Origin of the sequence: Pseudomonas sp. K2I15, from assembly GCF_002204795.1 — a bacterium.
GTDB lineage: Bacteria > Pseudomonadota > Gammaproteobacteria > Pseudomonadales > Pseudomonadaceae > Aquipseudomonas.
Map to the genome: position 1 here is coordinate 230,958 of NZ_NIXO01000001.1, position 25,113 is coordinate 256,070.

The 25,113-nt window shown below is 61.4% G+C and carries 26 protein-coding genes and 1 pseudogene; 6 read left to right on the plus strand and 21 right to left on the minus strand.

Annotation, left to right across the window (positions count from 1 at the left end; genetic code table 11):
* The first annotated feature begins 24 nt into the window (after positions 1 to 24).
* Positions 25 to 948 carry a type VI secretion system-associated lipoprotein TagQ gene (gene tagQ / locus CEC48_RS01055; RefSeq protein ID WP_088422053.1) on the plus strand — a complete coding sequence of 308 codons (924 nt, stop codon included), beginning with the start codon at positions 25 to 27 and terminating at the stop codon, positions 946 to 948.
* A gap of 125 nt (positions 949 to 1,073) precedes the next feature.
* Complete coding sequence (locus CEC48_RS01060) at positions 1,074 to 1,454, plus strand: hypothetical protein (protein ID WP_010168229.1); 381 nt, start codon at positions 1,074 to 1,076, stop codon at positions 1,452 to 1,454.
* Between the two features lie 147 nt (positions 1,455 to 1,601).
* On the opposite strand, the gene CEC48_RS01065 is transcribed toward CEC48_RS01060, so the two are convergent.
* The 9 genes from CEC48_RS01065 to exbB all read right to left on the minus strand — a co-directional run bounded on the left by CEC48_RS01065 (position 1,602) and on the right by exbB (position 10,372).
* On the minus strand, positions 1,602 to 3,002 hold the full coding sequence (locus CEC48_RS01065; protein WP_088422054.1) for an aminoacyl-tRNA deacylase and HDOD domain-containing protein: 1,401 nt from the start codon (positions 3,000 to 3,002) through the stop codon (positions 1,602 to 1,604).
* 214 nt (positions 3,003 to 3,216) lie between these two features.
* The gene (gene recG, locus CEC48_RS01070; protein WP_088422055.1) at positions 3,217 to 5,292 is read right to left on the minus strand and encodes an ATP-dependent DNA helicase RecG; all 2,076 of its coding nucleotides are present in this window, start codon (positions 5,290 to 5,292) and stop codon (positions 3,217 to 3,219) included.
* A gap of 8 nt (positions 5,293 to 5,300) precedes the next feature.
* Positions 5,301 to 6,221, minus strand: coding sequence for a hydrogen peroxide-inducible genes activator (locus tag CEC48_RS01075; protein ID WP_003213305.1), 921 nt, complete (start codon positions 6,219 to 6,221; stop codon positions 5,301 to 5,303).
* A gap of 114 nt (positions 6,222 to 6,335) precedes the next feature.
* Positions 6,336 to 6,866: an iron transporter gene (locus CEC48_RS01080; protein ID WP_088422056.1), complete on the minus strand. Its 531-nt coding sequence runs from the start codon at positions 6,864 to 6,866 to the stop codon at positions 6,336 to 6,338.
* A gap of 19 nt (positions 6,867 to 6,885) precedes the next feature.
* Positions 6,886 to 7,704 carry an FTR1 family protein gene (locus tag CEC48_RS01085; RefSeq protein ID WP_088422057.1) on the minus strand — a complete coding sequence of 273 codons (819 nt, stop codon included), beginning with the start codon at positions 7,702 to 7,704 and terminating at the stop codon, positions 6,886 to 6,888.
* Positions 7,705 to 7,707: 3 nt separating this feature from the next.
* A complete protein-coding gene (locus tag CEC48_RS01090; RefSeq protein WP_088422058.1) occupies positions 7,708 to 8,043 on the minus strand; it encodes a cupredoxin domain-containing protein in 336 nt (111 codons plus the stop codon).
* Between the two features lie 164 nt (positions 8,044 to 8,207).
* Positions 8,208 to 8,957, minus strand: coding sequence for an energy transducer TonB (locus CEC48_RS01095; protein WP_088422059.1), 750 nt, complete (start codon positions 8,955 to 8,957; stop codon positions 8,208 to 8,210).
* Entirely contained in the window at positions 8,954 to 9,379 is a 426-nt protein-coding gene (exbD, locus tag CEC48_RS01100; RefSeq protein WP_084381544.1) for a TonB system transport protein ExbD, read from the minus strand. Before exbD ends, CEC48_RS01095 begins: the two co-directional genes overlap by 4 nt.
* A 6-nt stretch (positions 9,380 to 9,385) precedes the next feature.
* Positions 9,386 to 10,372 (minus strand): tonB-system energizer ExbB, encoded by a 987-nt coding sequence (gene exbB, locus CEC48_RS01105; protein ID WP_088422060.1) that lies wholly within the window; start codon positions 10,370 to 10,372, stop codon positions 9,386 to 9,388.
* Positions 10,373 to 10,560: 188 nt separating this feature from the next.
* On the opposite strand from exbB, the gene CEC48_RS01110 reads away from it, so the two are divergent.
* Complete coding sequence (locus tag CEC48_RS01110) at positions 10,561 to 11,412, plus strand: SDR family oxidoreductase (RefSeq protein WP_088422061.1); 852 nt, start codon at positions 10,561 to 10,563, stop codon at positions 11,410 to 11,412.
* A gap of 44 nt (positions 11,413 to 11,456) precedes the next feature.
* Here CEC48_RS01110 and CEC48_RS01115 read toward each other — a convergent pair whose 3' ends face one another.
* The 7 genes from CEC48_RS01115 to CEC48_RS01145 form a co-directional block, all read right to left on the minus strand.
* Positions 11,457 to 12,191 carry a hypothetical protein gene (locus tag CEC48_RS01115; RefSeq protein WP_088422062.1) on the minus strand — a complete coding sequence of 245 codons (735 nt, stop codon included), beginning with the start codon at positions 12,189 to 12,191 and terminating at the stop codon, positions 11,457 to 11,459.
* Between the two features lie 172 nt (positions 12,192 to 12,363).
* Positions 12,364 to 13,107 (minus strand): hypothetical protein, encoded by a 744-nt coding sequence (locus CEC48_RS01120; protein WP_088422063.1) that lies wholly within the window; start codon positions 13,105 to 13,107, stop codon positions 12,364 to 12,366.
* Between the two features lie 63 nt (positions 13,108 to 13,170).
* On the minus strand, positions 13,171 to 13,551 hold the full coding sequence (locus CEC48_RS01125; RefSeq protein WP_003213288.1) for a RidA family protein: 381 nt from the start codon (positions 13,549 to 13,551) through the stop codon (positions 13,171 to 13,173).
* A 25-nt stretch (positions 13,552 to 13,576) separates the two neighbouring features.
* On the minus strand, positions 13,577 to 15,682 hold the full coding sequence (spoT, locus tag CEC48_RS01130) for a bifunctional GTP diphosphokinase/guanosine-3',5'-bis pyrophosphate 3'-pyrophosphohydrolase (RefSeq protein ID WP_088422064.1): 2,106 nt from the start codon (positions 15,680 to 15,682) through the stop codon (positions 13,577 to 13,579).
* A gap of 60 nt (positions 15,683 to 15,742) precedes the next feature.
* Complete coding sequence (gene rpoZ, locus CEC48_RS01135; protein WP_003176920.1) at positions 15,743 to 16,006, minus strand: DNA-directed RNA polymerase subunit omega; 264 nt, start codon at positions 16,004 to 16,006, stop codon at positions 15,743 to 15,745.
* A gap of 167 nt (positions 16,007 to 16,173) precedes the next feature.
* Positions 16,174 to 16,794 carry a guanylate kinase gene (gene gmk, locus CEC48_RS01140; RefSeq protein WP_010168203.1) on the minus strand — a complete coding sequence of 207 codons (621 nt, stop codon included), beginning with the start codon at positions 16,792 to 16,794 and terminating at the stop codon, positions 16,174 to 16,176.
* An 11-nt stretch (positions 16,795 to 16,805) separates the two neighbouring features.
* On the minus strand, positions 16,806 to 17,669 hold the full coding sequence (locus tag CEC48_RS01145) for a YicC/YloC family endoribonuclease (RefSeq protein ID WP_088422065.1): 864 nt from the start codon (positions 17,667 to 17,669) through the stop codon (positions 16,806 to 16,808).
* Between the two features lie 217 nt (positions 17,670 to 17,886).
* Here CEC48_RS01145 and rph point away from each other — a divergent pair, with 217 nt between their 5' ends.
* Entirely contained in the window at positions 17,887 to 18,609 is a 723-nt protein-coding gene (gene rph, locus CEC48_RS01150) for a ribonuclease PH (RefSeq protein WP_003213280.1), read from the plus strand.
* A gap of 22 nt (positions 18,610 to 18,631) precedes the next feature.
* A complete protein-coding gene (locus CEC48_RS01155; protein ID WP_088422066.1) occupies positions 18,632 to 19,000 on the plus strand; it encodes a DUF4870 domain-containing protein in 369 nt (122 codons plus the stop codon).
* A gap of 58 nt (positions 19,001 to 19,058) precedes the next feature.
* Here the strand turns inward: CEC48_RS01155 and CEC48_RS01160 are convergent, their stop codons facing one another.
* Entirely contained in the window at positions 19,059 to 19,838 is a 780-nt protein-coding gene (locus CEC48_RS01160) for an exodeoxyribonuclease III (RefSeq protein WP_003176915.1), read from the minus strand.
* Positions 19,839 to 19,920: 82 nt separating this feature from the next.
* Between CEC48_RS01160 and pyrE the strand changes: the two genes are divergently transcribed.
* Complete coding sequence (gene pyrE, locus CEC48_RS01165; RefSeq protein ID WP_088422067.1) at positions 19,921 to 20,565, plus strand: orotate phosphoribosyltransferase; 645 nt, start codon at positions 19,921 to 19,923, stop codon at positions 20,563 to 20,565.
* 166 nt (positions 20,566 to 20,731) lie between these two features.
* Here pyrE and argB read toward each other — a convergent pair whose 3' ends face one another.
* The 4 genes and pseudogenes from argB to coaBC all read right to left on the minus strand — a co-directional run bounded on the left by argB (position 20,732) and on the right by coaBC (position 25,003).
* Entirely contained in the window at positions 20,732 to 21,637 is a 906-nt protein-coding gene (gene argB / locus CEC48_RS01170) for an acetylglutamate kinase (RefSeq protein ID WP_003213275.1), read from the minus strand.
* Positions 21,638 to 21,658: 21 nt separating this feature from the next.
* Positions 21,659 to 23,080 (minus strand): annotated as a pseudogene (locus CEC48_RS01175) (phosphomannomutase/phosphoglucomutase); the annotation flags it as partial.
* 253 nt (positions 23,081 to 23,333) lie between these two features.
* Positions 23,334 to 23,789: a dUTP diphosphatase gene (gene dut, locus CEC48_RS01185; RefSeq protein ID WP_046070088.1), complete on the minus strand. Its 456-nt coding sequence runs from the start codon at positions 23,787 to 23,789 to the stop codon at positions 23,334 to 23,336.
* Between the two features lie 5 nt (positions 23,790 to 23,794).
* Complete coding sequence (coaBC, locus tag CEC48_RS01190) at positions 23,795 to 25,003, minus strand: bifunctional phosphopantothenoylcysteine decarboxylase/phosphopantothenate--cysteine ligase CoaBC (protein ID WP_088422070.1); 1,209 nt, start codon at positions 25,001 to 25,003, stop codon at positions 23,795 to 23,797.
* Between the last annotated feature and the right edge of the window lie 110 nt (positions 25,004 to 25,113).

Genomic DNA, 25,113 nt, shown 5'->3' on the forward strand with positions numbered 1-25,113 from the left:
TCAAACTTAAAAGAGAACACACCTATGCTTTTTTCCCGTAAGGCGGTTTCCAAGCGTCACTTGTTGTTGATTGCTGCCGGTTTCAGCACCGTGCTGACCGGTTGCGCAACGTCGCCGACCTCCAAGGTCGCCTCGACCACCAAGGTCGAGTACTACCCGACCTGCTACGAGCCGGTGCAGCACCTGCGTGCCACTGATTCGGACATGACCAAGTCGGTGGTCACCGGCGCTGCAATCGGCGCAGCCGGTGGCGCACTGCTGGGCGCCCTGACCGGCGACTCCGAAAAGCGCGGCCGCAATGCCGCCATCGGCGCAGCGGGCGGCGCCCTGGCCGGCGGTGCAGCGGGTTACTACACCGAGCGCCAGAAACAGATCACCGATGACAACCAGCGTATCGCTTCCTACGCTACCGACGTGAACAAGCGCGCCTCCGACATCGACCGCAGCACCGCGTACGCCAAGGCGTCCCAGCAGTGCTACCAGAGCGCATTCACCAAGCTGGTGGCTGACCGCAAGGCCAAGACCGTCAACGACACCGAAGGCCGTAAGCGCCTGGCAGAAATCGTCTCCGGCCTGAAAGAGTCGAACGACCTGATCGTCGCGGTCAACGGCAAGGCCAGCGAAGACCTGAACAACTACACCCAGGCGTACGAGCAGGACCTGCAGCAAGTGGGCGTACAACGTGCCGATGTGGTGACTGTTGCGACGGCTGACACCACCCCGGTGGTGACGCCAGCCAAAGGCAAGAAGCCGGTAAAAGTGGCGAAGAAGCCGGTGCTGCCAACCGTGCCGAAAGAAGCGGTAGCCACCGAGAAAACCCTCCAGACCGCCCAGACCAAGCAAGCTGAAAGCAAGCAGGTCGCCAGCGCCGGTAAAGCGCAGATCGAAGGCACTTGCCGCGATCCAAACCTGGCGGACTGGGCACCGGTTCCTTGCCCTAACGTCTGAGCCAAGTTGTTGCTATAAGCGGTAAACGCTAGCCGATCTCCTGCTAAAACGGGAGATCGGTGGCGTTATGCGCACAAATCGTTAAACTGCTGCGGCCACCCAATAATTAAACTGAGGCCGTGTGCATGAAATTTCGTTTTCTTCTCTGGATGCTTGGCCTGTTGATGGGCAAAGCCAGCCGCACCAACCCTGCGTTCCAGCAGCAGTTGGGTGACAAGGACCTGGCGTTCCAGCTGCAGACCCTCGACGGCAAGGTTGCCCGTCACTTCATCGTCAAAGACCAGCGCATCACCAGCCGTTCGGGTGTTCATCCCGCGCCTGCGTTTGCTATTGCCTTTAAAGACGCCGCCTACGGCTTCGCCACGATGCAGGCGAAGAACAAGCAACTGGCGTTCATGACGGGGATTCAGGACAAGTCGATCCAGATCAAGGGCAACCCGGCGCTGGTGATCTGGTTCCAGGGGTTGACCAAGTATTTGAAGCCGAAGAAAAAGCCGAAGGCTTGATGGTTGCGCCACAACTTATGTGGTGAGAATGCTTGTTGTGGCGAGGGAGCTTGCTCCCGCTGGAGTGCGCAGCACTCCCAAAAAAGCCGGGGCCGCTTCGCAGCCCAGCGGGAGCAAGCTCCCTCGCCACATTGATCTGCTGAGGTTTTAGCCTTGGCTGAACTGGGATGCCAACTCGCGCAGCAACGTTTCCGCATCCAGCACTTTAGCCACCACATCCTCCGCCTTGTCCCGGCTCAGCCCCAGGCGCTCAAGCAGTTCGTCCGGGATGGCTTCATCCGGGCCGGAACCGATGCCGCGGCTGCGCAGCAAGCGCACGGCCAGGCACACCAGGTTCGGGTATTCCGCATATTGCCCGTCGTAGGTCGGGTCGTGCTGGAAGCGCAGGGCCGTGGACAGTTCGTCCGGCATGTCCCAATAACGCATCAACCACGCACCAATCTGCTCGCGGCTGATACCCAGCAAGTGCTGCTCGATGTAGCTGTGGCACAGGTGCGGGTTGACCTCCAGGTGCCGGCAGATCAGCGAGAAATGCGGCGGGAACACGTGGGCCAGCAACAGGTAGCCAAAGTTGTGCAGCAGGCCGGCGAGGTACGTCAGGCCGGCTTCCGGGCGCTGGGCGCGAGGCATGGCGCGTGTCAGGCCTTCGATCACGGCGGCGGTGTAGATCGACTGGTGCCAGTACGGCGTAGCCTGTTGCGGGTGGTCCTTGGGCAGGCTTAAGGTCTTGCCCAGGGCCAGGCCCAGCGCGAGGTTGATCACCAGGTCAAAGCCCAGCACGCGGACGATGGCGTCTTCCACCGAGCGGATCTTGCCCGGTGAGGCGTAGTAGGGCGATGCCGCCCAGCTCACCACTTGCGCGGCCAGGGCCGGGTCGGTTTCGACCACGCCGGTGATGTCGTCGATGGTGGCGTTGGGGTCGACCCGCAGCTTGATGATCTTTTGCGCGGTATCGGCCAGCGGTGGAATCTCGATGGTCGCTTCCAGGCGCTGCTGGATACGGCGCGCGGTGAACGCCTGCATCGCTTGGGTGATTTCTTCGCGGTCGTCGTTGGGGCGATCCAGGTTCGGGCGGATGCTGCTCAGCGGCTCGCCGAAATGTGCGGCGCTGGCCTTGGTCAGCATGCTCTTGAAGGCGTCACTGGAAATCTCCAGCAGCAGCCCGGCTTCGCCCGAGTGCACCAGTACAGTGGGTTCGCGCAGCAGGCTTTCTTCGTACAGGCACGGGGAGCTGGTCAGCGGCGGCAGGCCAGGCAGCAAGCTCAGGCTGTGTTTGCCGAGCATGCGCTCAAGGCGCTCCGGCGACACGGCCGTGAGGCGTCGGCCGGTAAGTTCGGCCAGGCGATTGAGGTCCAGCAGTTGGCTCTGCGGAAACATCACCATGAGTGCACCCACAGCATCGTCGAGCAGCACCGCTTGAACCTTTTGTGCCGGGTTCAGGCCAGGGCGTTCGGCAACTTCCGTGTAGCTGATAGCGAGCTTTGCAAGCAGCGTCCGAATCACCGAGGGTGCGGTTGGCGGAGCTGTGGCGAGGGCGACTTCTGACATGGCCTGAATCCAATTTCCTACAGTCTTTGGAGTATAACCAGCTTGATACAAGTGAGGGTTGTCTAAGTGCGGTTTGTGACACTGTCGGCTATTGCAGGCACCTGTAGGCGCGAGCTTGCTCGCGAAGGTCGTTAACGCTGACGCGGGTATCCTGATTCAACGTGGTGCCCTAAGGCTTTTCGCGAGCAAGCTCGCTCCTACAGTGAGTCAGCCGTCACACTTGGCCATATTGCTGCCCATGCCTGAGCCAGCGATCAAGCAACGGGCTGACGTGTTCCGGCCAGCGTTCGATCAACGCCTGGGCGGCATCGCGCACGGCAGGCAGCAGGTCGGCGTCGCGCATCAGGTCGGCGACCTTGAATTGCAGCAGGCCGGTCTGGCGCGTACCGAGCATTTCGCCGGGGCCGCGCAGTTCGAGGTCTTTTTCGGCGATCACGAAACCGTCGTTGGTCTCACGCATGATGCCCAGGCGCTGGCGGCCGATCTGCGACAGCGGCGGGTGGTACAGCAGCACACAATGGCTGGCGGCGCTACCCCGGCCTACGCGGCCGCGCAACTGGTGCAGTTGCGCCAGGCCCAGGCGCTCGGGGTTCTCAATGATCATCAGGCTGGCGTTGGGTACGTCGACGCCGACTTCGATCACCGTGGTCGCCACCAGCAATTGCAGGTTGCCGGCCTTGAACTCGGCCATCACCGCAGCCTTTTCCACCGGTTTCATGCGGCCGTGGATCAGCCCCACCTTGAGTTCGCCCAGGGCGCTGGTGAGGTCTTCGTAGGTGGTTTCGGCGGCCTGGCAGGTCAGCTCCTCCGACTCTTCGATCAGCGTGCACACCCAATACGCCTGACGCCCTTCGGCACAGGCGCCGCGCACCCGCTCGATCACTTCGACCCGGCGGGTGTCGGTGACCAGCACGGTGTTGACCGGCGTTCGGCCCGGCGGCAGCTCGTCGAGGATCGAGGTGTCGAGGTCGGCGTAGGCGCTCATGGCCAGGGTGCGCGGGATTGGTGTGGCGGTCATGATCAACTGGTGCGGGCTCATGCGGCCGCCCACGCCTTTCTGGCGCAGGGCCAGGCGCTGCTGCACGCCGAAGCGGTGCTGTTCGTCGATGATCACCAGCGCCAGGTTCTTGAACTTCACTTCGTCCTGGAACAGCGCGTGGGTGCCCACCACCATCGGGGCGCCGGCGGCGATCTGTTCCAGGGCGGACACGCGGTTCTTGCCCTTGAGCTTGCCGGCCAGCCACGCGACTTCCAGGCCCAGCGGTTCGAGCCAGCGCTTGAAGGTGATGAAGTGCTGCTCGGCAAGAATCTCGGTAGGCGCCATCAGCGCCACTTGATAGCCTGCTTCGAGCGCCTGCAACGCGGCGAGGGCGGCGACCACGGTTTTACCCGCGCCCACGTCGCCCTGGATCAGCCGCAGCATCGGTTCTTTCTGGCTCAGGTCGTAGGCGATTTCATTGCCGACCCGCTGCTGGGCGCCGGTCGGTGCAAACCCCAGGTTGGCCAGGTATTGCGCAGGCAGGCGCGTGGCCTTGGGCATCGCTGGTGCGCGCAGGGAACGCATGCTCTCGCGCAGGCGTTGCTGGGACAGTTGGTGTGTCAGCAGTTCTTCGAACGCCAGGCGATGCTGGGCCCAGTGATGACCGAGGGCCAGTTCGTCGACGTCGGCGTCGGCCGGTGGGTGATGCAGGTAGCGGATCGCATCATCCAGCGGGGCCAGTTGGTAGTCGCGCGCCAGTTCCTGAGGCAGCCAGTCGGGCAGGCTTTTCGGCCCGAGCATCGTCAGGGTTTGCATGCACAGTTGGCGCAGGCGCTGTTGGGTCAGGCCTTCGGTGAGCGGGTAGATCGGTGTGAGGGTGGTGTCTACCGGCGGAGGTTCGTCGCCGGTAATGGCGCGGTATTCCGGGTGGTAGATTTCCAGCCCCGAAGCGCCGGGCCGGGCTTCGCCGTAGCAGCGCACGCGGGTGCCACGCTTGAGGCCTTCTTTCTGGGCGTTGCTGAAGTGGTAGAAGCGCAGGCTCAAACCGCCGGTGCCGTCCTGCAGGCGCACCACCAAGCTGCGGCGCTTGCCCATCACCACGTCGGCGCCGCTGACGGTGCCTTCAACCACGGCATCTTGCCCAGGGCGCAATTGGCCGATGGGCACCACGCGGGTGCGGTCCTGGTAACGCAGGGGCAGGTGGAACAATACGTCCTGGAGATTTTCCAGGCCGACCTTGGCCAATTTCTCGGCCATGGCCTCCCCGACACCCTTGAGTGCCGTCACCGACACCTGCGACAGCTCAGTCATACCGTTACTTAGCTCGCAGCAGGCGGCTTGGCCACCGAACACAGGCGGATCGAGTCGGCGAGGATTTCAATCGCTTTGGGCCGCGGGAAGCTCGCGCGCCAGGCAATCGCCACGGTACGGAACGGCACCGGCGGCGTCAGTGGGCGTACGGCGATCACGCCCGGGGCGTAGTGATGGCTGTCGACCGCCGACAGCGGCAGGATCGAAATGCCCAGGCCGGACGCGACCATATGGCGAATGGTTTCCAGGGAGCTGGACTCCACCGTGGTGTGCTTGGCGCCGTCGTTGCCCTTGGTCAGGGTCGGGCAGGCTTCCAGCACCTGATCGCGGAAGCAGTGGCCTTCGCCCAGCAACAGCAGGCTCTTGTCGTTGAGCAGGCCGGCGTCGATGGTGTCTTTTTGCGTCCACGGGTGGGACGCCGGCATCAGCACGTAGAACGGCTCATCGTAAAGCGGCAGGGTCAGCACGTCTGCTTCGTTGAACGGCAGGGCGATGATGATCGCGTCCAACTCGCCGTTGCGCAGTTTGTCGCGCAGCACGTGGGTGAAGTTTTCTTCGATATACAGCGGCATCTGCGGCGCGACGCGGTGCAGTTGCGGAATCAAGTGCGGGAACAGGTACGGGCCGACGGTGTAGATGGCGCCGACTTTCAGCGGGGCGGTCAGCTGGTTTTTACCGGCCTGGGCCAGCTCGCGAATGCTTTGGGCCTGTTCCAGAACCTTCTGGGCCTGGGCGACGATGCCTTCGCCTACCGGCGTGAGGCGCACGGCGCTTTTGCTGCGCTCGAAAATCAGCACACCGAGTTCGTCTTCAAGCTTCTTCACACCCACCGACAGCGTCGGCTGGCTGACGTGGCAACGCTCGGCCGCGTGGCCGAAGTGCTGCTCTTGGGCGAGGGTAACGATGTAGCGTAATTCTGTGAGAGTCATAGCGGGCGTCCATGAGGTTGCGGGCCAAGCATACCGGCTGCAATCGATAGACGCACGTTATCAGACAGCGTAGGGGCCACGACACCGGTTAATCGGGTATCGCGGCCCCGTATTTCACTTCTGCGGGTACTTGAAGGTGAAGGTTTCGGTGAAGGGAGCCCACCAGTCAGGCACGCCGGTTTCCTTGTCCACGTGGTGGAAGAAGCCTTTGATTTGCGGGCTTTCATAGCGCAATACCACGGTGTAGGTGCCGGGGCCGTCCATCTTCACGTTGTTGGCGTAGTGGGCGCCGTCTTTTGCAACCATCGGCAGCAGCGTGCCGATTTCCTTGTAGTCGGGCGAGCCTTGCTTGACCAGCGAGTAGCTGATGGTCAGGTAGGGCACCCACTCACCGTTGGACAGGCCGTACTTGTTGTCGGCGGTGGCGTGCACATCGGTCTCAAGGTGCACCGAGTCCTTGCTCATCACCATGCCCGGCGGCATGGGCGCCATTTCGATGCCTACCAAGTACGAGGAGGCGATCTCCATGTCATTGATCTGCACCGGGCCGCCAATCGGGTATTCGCGGGCCTGGGCCAGGGAGGAAACGGCCACGGCGCTGACGAGTAGCAGTGCGGCGGCCAAGGGATTGCGCAGGTGTTTCATGGTGGGGCTCCTGGGGCGGTTAACGTGATGAACTCGGGCGTGAATGAATCAGGCGGCTACCCAGCACCAGGAGCGCGAGGGTGACGGACCAAGCGACCAGTTGGACGCCCAGCGGCCGGTCGGTGTAGCCCACCAGCGCGGTCAATGCGCGGCCGGTGAGGCTGCCATCGGAGACCAGCCAGGAGGTGTCCCAGAGCTGGTAGCCCCAGGCGGGAATCAGGTCGATACCGGCGAGGATCGCGGCGGCTCGACCGGCCATGCCGGCGGCGAGCAAGGCGATCATCCAGCCGGTAATCGAAAACAGGCGCTTGAGGCTGATGGTGACCAGGCCGCGGTACATCAGCCAGGACAGCACGGCGCCGGCGGCGATGCCGAGCACACCGCCCGCCAACATCGACAGTGGGTCTGCCTGGCTCGACGCGGCGATGCCGTAGAGGAACAGCACGATTTCCGAACCTTCGCGCAGCACGGCCACGGTGATCACCACGGCCAGGGCCCAGAGTGATTTTTCGCCGTTGAGTACCGCATTGCCGGCGCTGCGCAGTTGGGTCGCCAGTTCGCGTCCGTGGCTGGCCATCCACAGGTTGTGCCAGCCCAGCATCACCACGGCGATCACCAGAATGGCCGCGTTGAAAATTTCCTGGCCGAAGCCTTGGAGTGCCTGGGTGATTGCGCCGGTAAACAGCGCGAGGATGCCAGCACCGAGCACGCCGGCCGCGATCCCGCCGCCGATAAACAGCCCGCGCCTTGCCAGGCCTTGGGTGGCAGCCATCACGATGCCCACCACAATCCCGGCTTCCAGCACTTCTCGAAACACGATCAACAGACAGGCCAGCATGGCTTACTCCTTGGCCGCGACGGCAGTGACCGTGCCTTTGGCCTGGTCGGGGTGGTAGTCATCGAAGAAGGTGTAAGTGCCGGGGTGCAGTGGGCCGGCAAATACCGTGATGGTGTTGCCGGGGACGATGATTTTTTCGAATTTCATGTCGTAGCTTTCGAACTCATCAACGCTTTCGTCGTGGCTGGTGAGTTGGATGCGAAAGCGCTCACCGGCCGGCACCTCGAACGTCGAGGGGCTGAAGGTGTGGTTTTGAATGACCAGGGTGACCAGCTGATCCGCATGTGCAGCGACGGGAAAAGCCAGTAGAAGGAGAGCCAGCCGGGCAAGGTTAGGCATGCCGAATGTCCGCTAATGAGAACTATTCGCGTATGATTGGCTTTGTATTTAAATGTTACAAGTGAAGATCGAGTTAGGCGGCGGCCTGTTCAACCCTGGTTCAGGTTGCGGTGATGCGAGGGGGAGCAGCAGCCGTGGGCACCCGAGAGTGCCCACGGTGAGGATTACCGGCGACGTTTTTCGATGTTGTAAACGAACGGCGCAACGATCTCGATGCTGCCGCCTTTCAGCATCTCGGCCGGCGGTTTGGGCAGCGGTTGGGCCCGACGGATCATGTCGAGGGTGGCGCGGTCCAGGTCGGCGTTGCCGGAGCGGCCCACCAGTTCGTAGGACAGCACGTTGCCATCGGCATCCACCACGAAACGCAGGCGGTTCAGGCCTTCCTTGCCACGCGCCTGGGCGCCTGGCGGGTACTTCTTGTACTTCTGCAGGTGGCCCAGCAGGGTACTTTCCCAGGTGGCCTTGGCCGCGATCTGCTGCGGTGAAGGGCCGGGTTGTGGCTGAGCGGATTTTTCCGTAGGCGCGTTGTTCTGCGGAGTTTCGCTCGGCGGCTCTTCGGAAGGTTTTTCCTTGGGCGGATCGGGCTTCTTCTCTACAGGCTTGGGCGGCTGTGGTTTTGGCTTGGGCTTGACCGGCTTGGGCACCTGGATTGTTGGCTTGGGTGCTTCGGCCAGTTTCGGCAATGGCAGCTCTTCCACCGGCGCGGGTGGCTGTGGCGGTGTTATCACCTTCGGCGGGGCCGGAGGCGGTGGCGCCGGCATGGGTGCCAGGTCGATGACCATGGCTGCCGGTGGCAGTTGGACCATCTGTGGCGCCGACCACTGGAGCGCGATGATGATCGCGACGGCGTGGACGCCCAGCACGACGGCGAGGCTGGTGCCATAACGCGTCAGTTTGTGGCGCGTCGTGATCATTTCTTGGCTGCCGTCTCAAGTCCGACCAGGCCTACCTTGAGGTAGCCGGCTGCCCGCAGGGCATCCATCACGCTCATCAGGTCGCCGTAGTCCACGCCCTTGTCGGCCTGGAAGAAGATCGTCGTGTCTTTCTTGCCCTGGGTCTTGGCGTCGAGCACCGCGCCCAGGGTTTCGGATTTGACTTCTTCTTCGCCCAGGAACAGACGCTGGTCCGCCTTGACGCTGAGGAACACCGGTTTCTCTGGCCGCGGCGCAGGTTTCGCGCTGGAGGCGGGCAGGTCGACCTTGATGTCCACTGTGGCCAGTGGTGCTGCCACCATGAAGATGATCAGCAGCACCAGCATCACGTCGATAAACGGCGTGACGTTGATTTCGTGGTTCTCGACGAGCTCGTCGTCGCCTTGATTCAAATGCAGGCCCATGGCCGATTACCCCACTTTCACCATATGCGGTTGCGAGCTGCGCTCGGTAGGCAGGTGATCGAGGTCACGGCTGACCAGCAACAGGACTTCTGCCGAAGCGTCCGACACCTGAGCCTTGTAGCCGGCGATCGAACGGGCGAAGACGTTGTAGATGACCACCGCAGGAATCGCGGCAACCAGGCCCAGTGCTGTTGCCAGCAGGGCTTCGGCGATGCCGGGCGCCACGACGGCGAGGTTGGTGGTCTGGGTTTTGGCGATGCCGATGAAGCTGTTCATGATGCCCCACACGGTACCGAACAGGCCGACGAAGGGCGCGGTGGAACCGATGGTCGCCAGCACGCCGGTGCCGTTGCTCATGTTGCGACCGCAGGCTGCAACCAGGCGCTCAAGACGGAAGCTGACGCGTTCCTTGATGCCTTCTTTTTCACGGGTATTGGCCGACAGGCGCATTTCTTCGAGTGCGTCGTGGACCAGCAGGTGCGCCAGGGTGCCTTTCTTCGCCGCGCTTTCGCTGGCTTCTTTCAGGGTGGTGGCTTTTTTCAGGTGGACGATTTCAGTGCGCAGACGACGCTTGGCGCCCAGCAGCTCGAAGCCCTTGGCGATCCAGATGGTCCAAGTGATGATCGAGGCGATGGCCAGGCCGATCATCACGATCTTCACGATGATGTCAGCGTTCTGGTACATGCCCCAGGGCGACAGGTCGTGGGCCATGCCCAGGCTGTTGTCTTCTTCCAGCACGACGCCGGAACCGTCAGCCGGTGCGCCTTCGGCGGCCAGGGCCGGGTCGGTGGCGGCGGGTGCGGCGGCAGGCGCAGCAGCATTTTGCTCGTGGGCAGGCGCGGTCGCAGCAGGCGGGGTAGCTGGTGCGGTGTTGTCGGCGAACGCGGCGGTCGGTGCCAGCAGAACGCTGAACAGCACTGCAGCAATCGCACGCCAGGCGCGGGATGGGCTGTGAGGCTTGGTTGGCGAAGCGGGGAATATATTGCGTGTCATGCTGGCCGGACCTGAGAGAAAAAATGAGTGGTTGTCCTTCCAGACCGTAACGAGTCGAGGACAAAAGGGCAGTTATTATTGCAAGTAATTCTTGTTAACAGAAGCAATACGAATACTTTATTTGTCGTTTTGCTGGCCGCTGGTCATCTACGGGGGCTAATCTTGACCTTTAAGAACGGAGTTTTGTGATGTCTGCGCCTTCTGTGGTGATTGCCGGTTGCGGCGATGTCGGTAGCCGTCTGGCCACCCAATTGCTGGCCCAGGGCTGGGAAGTTCATGGCCTGCGGCGGGATATCTCGCGCCTTCCCAAGGGTGTTATCGGGATTGCCGGCGACCTGTTCAATGAAGACTGCCCCGACACCTGGCCGGTGGGTGGGGTGGATTACCTGGTGTACTGCGCGGCGGCCACCGATCACGATGAGGCCGGCTATCGCGCGGCGTACGTGCAAGGGTTGCAGCATGTGCTGGAGTGGTTGAACGACTACGGCCAGGAGCCTAAACACCTGTTGTTTGTATCCAGCAGCAGTGTGTATGGGCAGCAGAACGGTGAGTGGGTCGACGAAAGCTCCGAGACCCAAGCGGGCGGCTATTCCGGGCAGGTCATGCTGGAAGCCGAGCAAGTGGCGTTGAATAGCGGCATTCCCGCCAGCGTCGTGCGCCTTACCGGCATCTATGGCCCCGGCCGGGAATGGCTGTTGAGCCAGGTGCGCCAGGGTTATCGCGTGGCGATTGATCCACCTTTATATGGCAACCGCATCCACGCGGATGACGCGGCAGGTTTGCTGGCGTTTTTGTTGCGGCACGTGGAGCAGGGCGGTGTGCTGGATAAATGCTACATCGGCGTCGACGATGCGCCGGCACCGCTGGCCGAGGTGGTGGGCTGGCTGCGCGAATACCTTGGCGTGACCGAATGGGCTGATAACGCCAGCGTACGCCGCGCCGGCAGCAAGCAATGCAGCAATGCCCGGGCCAAGGCGCTGGGCTGGGTGCCACGTTACCCAAGTTATCGCGAAGGGTATGCGGCGATTCTTGAGGGTTGATCGCGGCCTGAAGAAAAAGGAGCCCAAGGGCTCCTTTTTTTGCATCACTGTTTTTCCAGCAGCCATTGGCGTGGGCCGGGAGTGAGTTGGGGGATTTCGTCGGGCTGGGACAGGTTGATCGCTTGGAGAATCTCCAACTGTTTGCCGTAGCGGACAAAAATCCAGCTTTTTCCCACATCGCCCTTGCCGAGATAGAGGGTGTCATTGCCTGCGCCTTGAGTGGCGCAATCGCCTCCCAGGCACAGCTCATACCGGTTGTTTTGCGCCAGGCCCGACATGCTGCCATCAGCTCTGAACGCTACGATGTTGCCGGTGCCCTGTCCTTCAATGATTTTCCATTGGCCGCCCATATAGGCTGAGTTAAGTGCCTGTCTGAACGTGCTACCCCACTTTGCGCCCGCAATGGCGGGTTGGGTGGGGCGAGTGAAGCGTTGGGCCGCGTAATTTTTTGTGGTCTGCTGGATCAGTTGTTTGCCATCCAACTGCAGCTCGTCGGTGCCGTGGCCGTTGTAGTCGACGGTCCATATACCCGGCGCCTTTTGCAGCAATTGCCCTTCGCCCAGCTCGAACGCATTGCTGACTTGCGCCTTGGCGTTGCGGGTGTCGATGCTCCATTCCAGGTTCATGCCGTGGGCATCAATGGCTCGCAGTAAAGGCCTGCCTTGGGCGGCCGAATCGATGGCTGCCTGGTTGATCCATAGCCCGCTGATGTCGGTTGTTTGCGGTGCATGAGTGCAGCCGCCCAGCAGGATCAGGCTAAGGACAAGTAATGTGCGCATGGGGGCAATCCCTGGACGGTAAAAACCATGGGGCCTAATGTAGGAGCCAGCTTGCTCGCGAAAAACGCCAAGACACCGCGTTAATTCAGGATGCCAGCGTTATCGTTGACGTCCTTCGCGAGCAAGCTCGCTCCTACAGAAAGCAGGAGCCCGTGGGCTCCTTTGTTCTGTATCACTGTTTTTCCAGCAACCACTGCCGCGGTCCGGGGGTAAACGAGGGCACCTCGTCGGCCTGGGCGGTGTTGATCGCCTGGAAAATCTCCAGTTGTTTGCCCTTGCGCGTAAAGATCCACGGGTTGCCCTGGCCGTTCAGTTGCAGCCAGATGCTGTCGTAGCCGCCGCTCATTGAGGCGCAATCGCCCGCCAGGCACAGCGAGTACTGATCGGCGCCCGGCAGGCCGGTCACCTGGCCATTGGCCTGGAACTGCACGGTCGCGCCTTCGCCATTGCCGCTGCTGATTTTCCAGCTGCCGCCCATATAGGCGGCGTACAGGGTGCGTTCGAAGTTGGCGCCCAGTGGCGCGCCTTCGGGGGCAGGGTCCTTGGCACGGGCGAACAGTTGCTCGGGCTCGTTATCATTGGCCCCTTGCAGCAGTTGTTTGCCTTTGCGCTTGAGTTCGGTGGCAGAGCCGCCGTAGAAATCGACACTCCAGGCGCCGGATTTTTCACCCAGCAGCTTGCCTTCAGCGACTTCAAAACCGTTGTAGTAGCGGGCCTGAGACGCCTTGGTGTTCACCTCCCATTCGAGGTTCGGACCATAGCTCTGCAGGGCTTCACGCAAAGGGCCGCCCTTGGCTGCCGCATCGATGGCGGCCTGGTTGATCCAGGTGCCGCTCACATCCAGGTCGGCGGGATTGCTGGCGCAGCCGCCGAGCAGCAGGGCGAGCAACGAAGAGGCAACGAGCGCTTTGCGCATTACGAAATCCTTCCAAAAACCAATTCGGCGCAGCCTTCCCGTGGAAGCGCTGCGCCGGATGTTTTACTCGATGACCAGAATGGCGTCCATCTCAACCTGCGCGCCCTTTGGCAGGGCGGCAACGCCGATGGCGGCGCGGGCTGGGTACGGTTGTTCGAAGTACTTGCCCATGATCTCGTTGACCTTGGCGAAGTGGCTCAGGTCGGTGAGGAAGATGTTCAGTTTGACGATGTCCTTGAACGAACCGCCAGCGGCCTCGGCAACCGACTTCAGGTTTTCGAAGACCTGGATGGTTTGCGCTTCAAAGCCTTCAACCAGTTCCATGGTTTTTGGGTCCAGTGGAATCTGGCCGGACATGTAGACGGTATTACCCGCCTTGATCGCCTGGGAGTAAGTACCGATTGCTGCTGGTGCCTTGTCGCTGGTGATAACAGTCTTGGTCATGAATGACTCCTTGTAATGGGGCGGGTTACGCGCGCATCCGGGTGATGCGGATGACCCCGGTCAGGGCGCGCAGTTTCTTGATCACGCGGGCCAGGTGCACACGGTCGTGCACGCTGACCACCAGTTGGACCACGCTGATGCGACCATCGCGTTCGTCCATGCTGATTTTCTCGATATTGCCGTCGGCCGCATTGACGCTGCTGGCCAGCAAAGCGATCAGGCCGCGCTGGTGTTCCAGCTCGACCCGCAGCTCGACGTTGAATTCGCCGGTGACATCCTTGGCCCACGAAAGCTGGATGCACTTCTCGGGGTTGTGGCGGATTTCACTGATATTGCGGCAGTTGTCCAGGTGCACGACCATGCCTTTGCCCGCGGACAGGTGGCCGACAATCGGGTCGCCCGGGATCGGCGTGCAGCACTTGGCGTAGCTGAGCACCAAACCTTCGGTACCGCGAATGGCCAGCGGGCCTTCAGGGCTTGGCAACTGTTCGCCTTCGCCCAACAGGCGGCGAGCCACCACATAGGCCATGCGATTGCCCAGACCGATGTCTTCCAGCAAGTCTTCGATCAGTTCCTGGCGGTACTCATGGAGCATCGCCTGCACGCGCTCGTTCGGGATCTTGTCCAGGGAGCTGTCGAAGCCGTTTAGCACCTTGTTCAGCAGGCGTTCGCCCAGGCTGATGGACTCGGAACGGCGTTGCAGTTTCAGGGCGTGACGGATGTGGGTGCGGGCCTTGCCGGTGACCACAAAGTTAAGCCAGGCCGGGTTCGGGCGCGCGCCCGGTGCGCTGACGATCTCCACCGTGGAGCCACTTTGCAGCGGCTCCGACAGCGGGGCCAGTCGACGATTGATCCGACAGGCTATGCAGCTATTACCCACGTCGGTGTGCACCGCGTAGGCAAAGTCGACCGCCGTGGAGCCTTTGGGAAGCTCCATGATCCGGCCTTTGGGCGTGAAGACGTAGACCTCGTCCGGGAACAGGTCGATCTTCACGCTTTCGATAAATTCGAGGGAGTTGCCGGCACGTTGCTGCATTTCCAGCACGCCCTTGACCCACTGGCGGGCACGGGCATGCGTACCTTTTGGCTGCTCGTCGCCGGTGGACTTGTACAGCCAATGGGCGGCGATGCCGTTGTTGGCCATCTCTTCCATTTCGCGGGTGCGGATCTGGATCTCGATCGGCACCCCATGCATACCGAACAGCGTGGTATGCAGTGACTGATAGCCGTTGGCCTTGGGAATCGCGATGTAGTCCTTGAAGCGCCCCGGCAGGGGTTTGTACAAATTATGTACAGCGCCCAGCACGCGGTAGCAGGTATCGACCTTGTCGACGATGATCCGGAATGCGTACACGTCCATGATCTCGTTGAAGGCCCGACGCTTGCCGCGCATCTTCTTGTAGATGCCGTAGATGTGTTTCTGCCGGCCGCTGACCTCACCCTCGATCTCATCGATCGCCAGGCAATGGCTCAGGGACTCTTCGATCTTGTTGACGATTTCCTTGCGGTTGCCCCGGGCGCGTTTCACCGCCTGGTAGATGCGCGCAGAACGCATCGGGTGCATGGCTTTGAAGCCGAGGTCTTCGAACTCGATACGAATGGCGTGCATGCCCAGCCGGTTGGCAATGGGCGCGTAGATTTCCAGGGTTTCCTTGGCGATGCGCCGGCGTTTTTCACCGGACAGCACTTCCAGCGTGCGCATGTTGTGCAGCCGGTCGGCCAGCTTGACCAGGATCACGCGGATGTCCCGGGCCATGGCCATGGCCATCTTCTGGAAGTTTTCTGCCTGGGCTTCGGCCTTGGTCTCGAAGTTCATCTGGGTCAGTTTGCTGACCCCGTCGACCAGTTCGGCCACGGTTTCGCCAAATTGCGCACTGAGCGCTTCCTTGGCAATGCCGGTGTCTTCGATCACGTCATGCAGCATGGCGGCCATCAAACTCTGATGGTCCATGTGCATGTCGGCAAGAATGTTTGCCACCGCAAGAGGATGCGTGACATACGCCTCGCCACTGCGGCGGCGTTGGCCGTCGTGGGCTTGTTCGGCGTAGAAATACGCTCGGCGGACCAGGTTGACCTGGTCTGGGCCGAGGTAGGTCGATAAGCGATCGGCGAGGGCGTCTATGCTCGGCAAAGTATTAACTCCTGCCGAAGGCTGTGACCCCGCGCCGTGCTACGTCGACCAGGCATAGGCTTAGACGGCCTCGTTGGACTCGTCCTCGAACGCTGCAAACAGCGGTTCGTCTTCAACGATTTCGGCGTTGGCGATGAACTCGTAGCTCATCAGGCCTTCAGCGATTTCACGCAGGGCTACAACGGTAGGCTTGTCGTTTTCCCACTGGACCAGGGGCTCTTTGCCGCCAGTGGCCAGTTGACGGGCACGCTTGGTAGAGAGCATGACCAGCTCAAAGCGGTTATCCACGTGTTCTAGGCAGTCTTCAACGGTTACGCGGGCCATGGTATTCCTCGGAGCGAATGCAATATGCGCGCTGCCCGGTTGGGCGAGCGGACTGAACAGTTTAAAAAATCACCAGCGTTTAGGGAAGCGCTGATTTTTCCCGCGCCATCGAAAACGCGCTACAAGTGCCAATCTAAAGCCCTTGCAGCGGTTTTGGGAAGAGCCAATCAGCCGAGCAGTTCGGCCAATAATTTGCCGAAACGCTGCTGCTGACGCTTTTGCTGGAGCTGATTGGTGCGGAAAATCGCTTTCAAATCGTCCAGTGCGTGGGCGAAATCGTCGTTGATGATCAGGTAGTCGTAGTCGACGTAGTGGCTCATTTCACTGACAGCTTCGCGCATGCGGCCTTCGATGATCTCGTCGCTGTCCTGGCCGCGGTTGGTCAGGCGCTGGTGCAGAGCTTCCAGCGACGGCGGCAGGATGAAGATCGAACGGGCTTTGGGCATCAACTGGCGCACTTGCTCGGCGCCCTGCCAGTCGATCTCCAGGATCAGGTCGTGGCCTTCGTCCAGGGTCTGCTGCAGGTGGCTTTGCGAGGTGCCATAGAGGTTGCCGAAGACTTCGGCGCGCTCGAGGAAATCACCGTGCTCGATCATCTTCACGAACTCGGTGCGCTCGACGAAGTGATAGTGCACGCCGTTCACTTCACCCGGGCGCATGGCGCGGGTGGTGTGGGACACCGAGATGCGGATTTGTTCGTCAGCGTCGGTCAGGGCTTTGACCAGGCTGCTTTTGCCCGCGCCCGATGGGGCGGAAATGATGTACAGGGTGCCGGTGCTGTGGGTCATGTCAGGGTGCCTTACTCGATATTCTGTACTTGTTCGCGCATTTGCTCGATCAACACTTTGAGGTTGACCGCAGCCTGTGTGCTGCGCGGATCAAAGGCTTTGGAGCCCAGTGTATTGGCTTCGCGGTTGAGTTCCTGCATCAGGAAGTCCAGGCGCCGACCGGCGGCGCCGGCCGACTTGAGCACGCGGCGCACTTCCAGGATATGGGTGCTCAGGCGGTCGAGCTCTTCGGCGACGTCGCTCTTTTGTGCCAGCAGCACCATTTCCTGCTCCAGGCGCACCGGGTCCAGCTCGGCCTGCATATCGGCGAAGCGGTCCAGGACCTTCTGGCGCTGGGTAGCAAGCATCTGCGGCACCAGTTCGCGCAGGGTGACTACGTCTTCTTCGATGGCGGTCAGTCGGTCGCTGATCAGGCGGGCCAGTTCGGCGCCTTCGCGTTCGCGGCCGGCCTTGAGCTCCTTCAAGCCCTGGTTGAATAGGGCCATTGCTTCGGCATTCAGGGCTTGCGGGTCGCTGGCGTCGGCCACCAGCACGCCGGGCCAGGCCAGGACTTCCAGCGGGTTTATCGCGGCAGGCTGCTTGATCAGGCCTGCGATAGTTTCAGCGGCGGCTACCAATTGGGCGGCGCGCTCGCGATCCACCTGCAACGGCTTGCCGGTGGTTTCTTCGGTAAACCGCAGGGTGCATTCCAGCTTGCCGCGGGAGATGCCCTGGCGCAGCGCTTCACGGACCGCGCCTTCGAGGTCGCGAAACGATTCCGGCAGGCGCAGGTGCGGCTCCAGGTAGCGGCTGTTGACCGAGCGCAATTCCCAGCTCAGGGTGCCTTGGACGCCGGCTTTTTCGACGCGGGCGAAGGCGGTCATGCTGTGCACCATGGAGGTACCTCGCGATGCAGTCCCGCAAACAGGCGGGCTGATGGGTAGATTGAAGCCGACAGGCTGCGAAGGCGCAGGATTGTAGCTCAACGGGACGGGTGGCCCCAAACAGTGGCTTCGATGCCCGGGTTTGTAACAGGATTTTTTAGAAGTGCCGATAAAGGCTGGCGGCTCTATAATGCTCGGCAGTTTTTCGTCCTCCGTACAGGTATCCCCTATGAAACGTCCAAGTGGTCGCGCTGCCGATCAGCTCCGCTCGATCCGCATCACCCGCAACTACACCAAACACGCCGAGGGATCTGTACTGGTCGAGTTTGGCGATACCAAGGTTATCTGCACCGTCAGCGTCGAAAACGGCGTGCCGCGTTTCCTCAAGGGCCAGGGCCAGGGTTGGTTGACCGCCGAATACGGCATGCTGCCGCGCGCTACCGGCGAGCGTAACCAGCGTGAAGCCAGCCGTGGCAAGCAAGGTGGCCGCACCCTCGAAATCCAGCGCCTGATCGGCCGTTCCCTGCGCGCAGCCCTGGACATGTCCAAGCTGGGCGACGTGACCCTGTACGTCGACTGCGACGTGATTCAGGCTGACGGCGGCACCCGCACTGCGTCCATCACCGGCGCCATGGTTGCCCTGGTTGATGCGCTCAAAGTCATCAAGAAGCGTGGCGGCCTGAAAGGCGGCGACCCTCTCAAGCAAATGATCGCGGCTGTGTCGGTGGGCATGTATCAGGGCGAGCCAGTGCTGGATCTGGACTATCTTGAAGACTCGGCTGCCGAGACCGACCTGAACGTGGTGATGACCAGCACCGGTGGTTTCATCGAAGTGCAGGGCACCGCCGAAGGCGCGCCATTCCAGCCGGCAGATCTAAACGCCATGCTGGCCCTGGCCCAGAAAGGCATGACCGAGATTTTCGAGCTGCAGAACGCCGCATTGGCGGACTGAGTCAATCCCAAGGAGCTACGCCATGAGTGACAGTCAACTTCCACTGCCGACACCGTCCAAGGAAGTTCGCCAGTGGGCGATGCTCTGTCACTTCGCGGCGTTTTTCGGCTTGATGTTTCCGTTCGGCAGCTTGCTGGGGCCGTTGATCCTCTGGCAAGTGAAGAAGGATACGGACCCGTTCATTGATGATCAGGGCAAGGAAGCGCTGAATTTCCAGATCACCGTGGGCATCGCCTGGGCGGTCTGCTTCCTGCTGGGCTTTATCGTGATCGGCTTTGTGTTGATGACCGTGCTGGTGATCGGCGCGGTGGTGATGACGATCATTGCAGGCATCAAGGCCAACAAGGGCGTGGCTTATCGTTATCCGTGGACGTTGCGGTTGATCAAATAACCACCGCCCACAAAAAAACCGACAGCGATGTCGGTTTTTTTGTGTCTGGAAAAAGACCTTAGATGGTCAGCGTCCAGTCGTAGTCCACGATCAGCGGCGCGTGCTGCGAGAAGCGCGGCTGGCGTGGCAGGCGTGCACTGCGCACGAAGCGGCGCAGGCCCGGCGTCAGCAGCTGATAGTCAAAGCGCCAGCCGAGGTTGAGCATCTCGGCCTGTTCGTTATCCGGCCACCAGCTGTACTGGTCGCCTTCGCGGCTGACTTCGCGCAGGGCATCGACATAGCCCATGTTACCAACAATCTCGTCCATCCAGGCCCGTTCCGGCGCCAGGAAGCCCGGGGATTGCTGGCTGTCGCGCCAGTTCTTGATATCCAGCTTTTGTTGCGCCACGTACAGCGAGCCACAGTAAATGTACTCGCGACGTTTGCGCCGCTGTTTATCCAGATAACGGGCGAAGTCGTCCATTAGCTTGAACTTCTGGTTCAAGTCTTCATCGCCATTCTGCCCTGATGGAAGCAGCAAGGTCGCGATGCTGACCTTATCGAAATCGGCTTGCAGGTAGCGCCCGTAGCGGTCGGCTGTCTCGAAGCCGAGGCCGCTGATGACCGCCTTGGGTTGCAACCGCGAATACAAAGCCACGCCACCTTGGGCGGGAACTTCGGCATCACAGGCATAAAGGAAGTAGCCATCCAGTTGGAAGGCTGGGTCGTCCAGTTCAAAGGCGGAGGCGCGGGTGTCCTGCAGGCAGATGACGTCGGCATTCTGGGCTTGCAGCCAACTGAGCAAACCACGCTCGACTGCAGCCTGAATACCATTGACGTTCACACTGATGATCCGCATAAATGGCCCCAAAAATCGCGTGCGTGTATGATACACGCCGTCTACCTAATTAGCTAAATCCGTGGTATCTGAGGCTTTTTTCATGCAGGCGTATCAACGCGATTTCATTCGTTTTGCCATCGATCGCGGCGTATTGCGCTTCGGTGAGTTCACTCTGAAGTCCGGGCGCACCAGCCCTTACTTCTTCAATGCCGGCCTTTTCAACTCGGGTTCTGCCCTGGCGCAGTTGGGTCGTTTCTATGCGGCCGCCATCGTTGAAAGCGGTATTTCCTTCGACGTGCTGTTTGGCCCGGCCTACAAGGGCATCCCCCTGGCCGCCGCGACTGCCGTGGCTTTGGCTGAACATCACGGGCTGGATTTGCCGTGGTGCTTCAACCGCAAGGAAGCCAAGGCCCACGGCGAAGGCGGTAGCCTGGTGGGCGCGCCGCTCAAGGGCGACGTGCTGATCATCGACGACGTGATCACCGCCGGTACGGCGATTCGCGAAGTGATGCAGATCATCGCTTCCCAGGAAGGCGCCAACGCCGCCGGCGTGTTGATCGCGCTGAACCGCCAGGAGCGCGGCAACGGTGAATTGTCGGCGATCCAGGAAGTGGAACGTGATTTCGGTATTCCTGTGGTCAGCATCGTGTCGCTGAACCAGGTGTTGCAGTTCCTGGAAGATGATCCGCAGCTCAAGCAGCATTTGCCGGCGGTTAAGGCCTATCGCGAGCAGTTCGGCGTTTAGAGGATCCATGTGGGAGCGGGCTTGCTCGCGAATACGGTTTGTCAGTTGACGTATGTGTCGACTGACCCGCCGCTTTCGCGAGCAAGCCCGTTCCCACACTTTTAGGCCGAGTACATAGAAAAAGCCCCGTTCAATCGAATTGAACGGGGCTTTTTGTTTTCAGCGCTTAGGGGCGCTTGCGATTACTGATCAGGGTACCCACACCGGTGTCGGTGAAGATTTCCAGCAGGATCGCATTCGGAACCCGGCCATCCAGGATCAACGAGCTGCCGACGCCGCCTTGCACCGCTTCCAGTGCGCAACGGATCTTCGGCAGCATGCCGCCGTAGATGGTGCCGTCGGCGATCAGGTCGTCCACTTGCTGGGTAGTCAGGCCGGTCAAGACCTTGCCTTCCTTGTCCATCAAGCCGGCGATGTTGGTGAGCAGCATCAGCTTCTCGGCCTTCAGCGCCTCGGCCACCTTGCCGGCCACCAGGTCGGCGTTGATGTTGTAGGACTCACCGTTGGCACCGACGCCGATCGGCGCGATCACCGGAATGAAATCGCCCTTCACCAGCAGGTTCAGCAGGTCGGTGTTGATGCCGATCACTTCGCCCACCTGGCCGATGTCGATGATTTCCGGCTGGGTCATCTCCGGGGTCTTGCGGGTCACGGTGAGCTTCTTCGCGCGGATCAGCTCGGCGTCCTTGCCGGTCAGGCCGATGGCGCTGCCGCCATGGCGGTTGATCAGGTTGACGATGTCTTTGTTCACCTGGCCGCCCAGGACCATCTCCACCACGTCCATGGTCTGGGCGTCGGTGACACGCATGCCGTCGATGAAGTGACTCTCGATGGACAGGCGTTTGAGCAGGTCACCGATTTGCGGGCCGCCACCGTGTACTACCACCGGGTTGATCCCGACGGCTTTCATCAGCACGATGTCGCGGGCAAAGCCGGTTTTCAGCTCGTCGCTTTCCATGGCATTGCCGCCGTACTTGATCACCAGCGTCTTGCCGACGTAGCGTCGAATGTAAGGCAACGCTTCGGAAAGGACCTTGGCGGTATTGGCGGCGGCTTCGCGTTCGAGGGTCATTCAGGGCTCCGGTACAAAAAATCAGAACGGTAATTGGAGATCAGGGGCAACACGTTTCAACTGGGCGTGGAACACGTCCTTGATGCGCTGCAACTCAGCCTCGGAATCCGCCTCGAAACGCAGCACCAGCACCGGTGTGGTGTTGGATGCGCGAACCAGGCCCCAGCCTTTGGCGTAATCGACCCGCACGCCGTCAATGGTGGTCAGGTTGGCGCCTTCGCCCCATTGCGCATCGTGCAGTGCGTCAATGATGCTGAATTTGCTCTCTTCGGTCACATGGATATTGATCTCTGGCGTAGAAATATCATCCGGGAAGGTTGCAAACAGGTCTTCCGCGGTGGATTTTTCGTTGCTGAGGATCTCCAGCAGACGAGCGGCGCTGTAAATGCCGTCGTCAAACCCGAACCAGCGCTCCTTGAAGAACACGTGACCGCTCATTTCGCCAGCCAACAGGGCGCCGGTTTCCTTCATTTTCTTTTTGATCAACGAGTGGCCAGTCTTCCACATTAGCGGGCGACCGCCATATTCCTTGATCAGCGGGGTCAGGCGGCGGGTGCATTTGACGTCGAAGATGATCTCGGCGCCCGGGTTGCGGGCCACTACGTCACGGGCAAACAGCATCAGCAAACGGTCCGGGAACACGATATTGCCGGTGTTGGTCACCACGCCGACGCGGTCGCCGTCGCCATCGAAAGCCAGGCCCAGGTCGGCGCCGGTTTCCTTGACCTTGGCGATCAGGTCCACCAGGTTCTCAGGCTTGCCCGGGTCCGGGTGGTGGTTGGGGAAGTTGCCGTCGACCTCGCAAAACAGCGGGATCACTTCGCAGTTCAGGGCTTCGATCAGTTGCGGGGCGATCACGCCGGCCGCGCCGTTGCCGCAGTCCACTACCACTTTCAGGCGGCGGGCGAGTTTGACGTCGCGGGTGATTTCGTCCGAATAGCGATCGAGAATCTCAACCTTGGTGATGCTGCCGGTGCCGCTGGTCAGGTCGTTGGTCTTCAGGCGGGTGTGCAGGGCCTGGATCTGTTCGTTGGCCAGGGTATCGCCGGCGATGACGATCTTGAAGCCGTTGTAGTCCGACGGGTTGTGGCTGCCGGTGAGCATTACGCCTGACTTGCCGGCCAGCACGTTGGCCGCGTAGTACAGCGCAGGCGTCGGCACCAGGCCCACGTCGCTGACATGGCAGCCGCTGTCGGCCAGGCCCTGGATCAGTTGCTCGACCAGCTCGGGGCCGGACAGGCGGCCGTCACGGCCCACGGAAACGTTGGGCTCGCCCTGTGCCAGGCTCTGGGAGCCAATGGCGCGGCCGATCCAGTAGGCGGTCTCGGCGGTCAGGGTCTTGGGGACCACGCCACGGATGTCATAGGCGCGGAAAATGCTGTCGGGGAATGTCGGGGCGACTCGGGCTGCGTTGCTCATTGCGGGGGGGAACTCCATCGATAAGGGGCTGGGCTGGCCTCAAGGGTGCTGACCGGCAGGCTCAAACTGAAGGGTAAGACGGCGTTTTTGGCATAGAGTTCGTGGTGCAAAAGTGCCATCGGCGCCGGAGCACCGCCCTTTTGCCCGCTTAATGCCCTGATTTCACAGGGGAAACCTTGCTGATAAGTTCCGCGCATTCTTCATCCTGAAAGGCCATGCGTTGGCGTCAGGCCGGGTGAGGCACCCGGCATGGTTCTGTTAAGTCAGTTCAGCTTAGTCAGTGGCTGCCCGAATGCCCGAAGCCACCTGCACCACGCTGGGTTTCGTCGAACTCTTCGACCAGCTCGAAGTGCGCCTGCACCACCGGCACAAGTACAAGCTGGGCAATGCGTTCGCCGATGGCGATGTTGAACGCGGTCTGGCCACGGTTCCAGCAGGACACCATCAACTCGCCTTGATAATCCGAGTCGATCAGGCCGACCAGGTTGCCGAGGACGATGCCGTGTTTGTGGCCCAGGCCGGAGCGCGGCAGGATCAGCGCAGCCAGGCCTGGGTCGCCCACGTAGATCGACAGGCCGGTAGGAATCAGGATGGTCTGGCCCGGCTCAAGCACGGTGTCCTGCTTGAGCATGGCGCGCAGGTCGAGGCCGGCGGAGCCTGGCGTGGCGTAGGCCGGCAGCGGGAATTCGTTGCCGATGCGTGGGTCGAGGATCTTGGCTTGCAAAGCGTGCATGGAAATTAAACCTGGTTCAGCCGTAGGGCGATAAAAGAGATCAGTTGGCGGGCAATCTTGCCCTTGCTGGTCTGGGCGAAAACGGTAGCGTGCAACTCGCGGTCGATCACGCTGATGGCATTTTCCTCGCTGTTGAAGCCGATGCTCGGGTTGGCGACATCGTTGGCGACAATCAGGTCGAGGTTTTTGTCTTTCAATTTGCGTGCGGCGTAGTCCAGCAAATGCTCGGTTTCGGCGGCGAAACCGACGCTGAAGGGGCGGTCTGCACGGGTGGCGATGGTAGCCAGAATGTCCGGGTTGCGGACCATTTGCAGGAGCAGGCCGTCGCCACTTGTAGGGTCTTTCTTGAGTTTCTGCGGTGCAACCACTTCCGGGCGGTAGTCCGCTACAGCTGCCGAGGCGATAAACAGGTCGCAGGGAATCGCCGCCTCACAGGCCGCCAGCATGTCGCGGGCGCTGACTACGTCGATTCGGGTGACGCGATCCGGGGTCGGCAGATGCACCGGGCCGGTGATCAGCGTTACCCGGGCGCCTGCCTCGACCGCCGCTTCTGCCAGGGCAAAGCCCATTTTTCCTGAGCTATGGTTGGTGATGTAGCGCACCGGGTCGATGTTTTCCTGGGTCGGGCCGGCGGTAATCAGCACGTGCTTGCCGGTCAGGGCCAGGTGCTGGAAGCAGTCGGCGGCGCATTGGGCGAGGTCGGTGGCTTCGAGCATGCGGCCCATGCCAACGTCGCCACAGGCCTGGCTGCCGGAGGCCGGGCCGAAGACCTTGAGGCCTCGGCTTTGCAGGAGTTGGGTGTTGGCCTGGGTGGCCGGGTCGCGCCACATGGCCTGGTTCATGGCCGGGGCGATGGCGACGGTGGCGTCGGTGGCCAGCACCAGTGTGGTCAGCAGGTCATCGGCAATGCCTTGGGCCAGGCGGGCGATCAGGTCGGCGGTGGCCGGGGCGATCAGCACCAGGTCGGCCCATTTGGCCAGCTCGATGTGGCCCATGGCGGCTTCGGCCGCAGGGTCCAGCAGGTCGAGGTGAACCGGGTGGCCGGACAAGGCTTGCATGGTCAATGGGGTAATGAATTCACTGCCGCCACGGGTCATGACCACGCGCACTTCGGCGCCTTGGTCCAGGAGCCTGCGAACCAGCTCTGCGCTCTTGTAGGCGGCAATGCCGCCGCCGACGCCGAGAACGATGCGTTTCCGATACAGACGCTGCATTGGTTTGCCTTTCCAGTTCAGTGATGGCGTTGCGATGCCCCCTCCCCAGGTGAAATCGCACGCAAAAAGATGGCCTAAGATACCACAGCGTCCGCCATGCAACAGCGGCG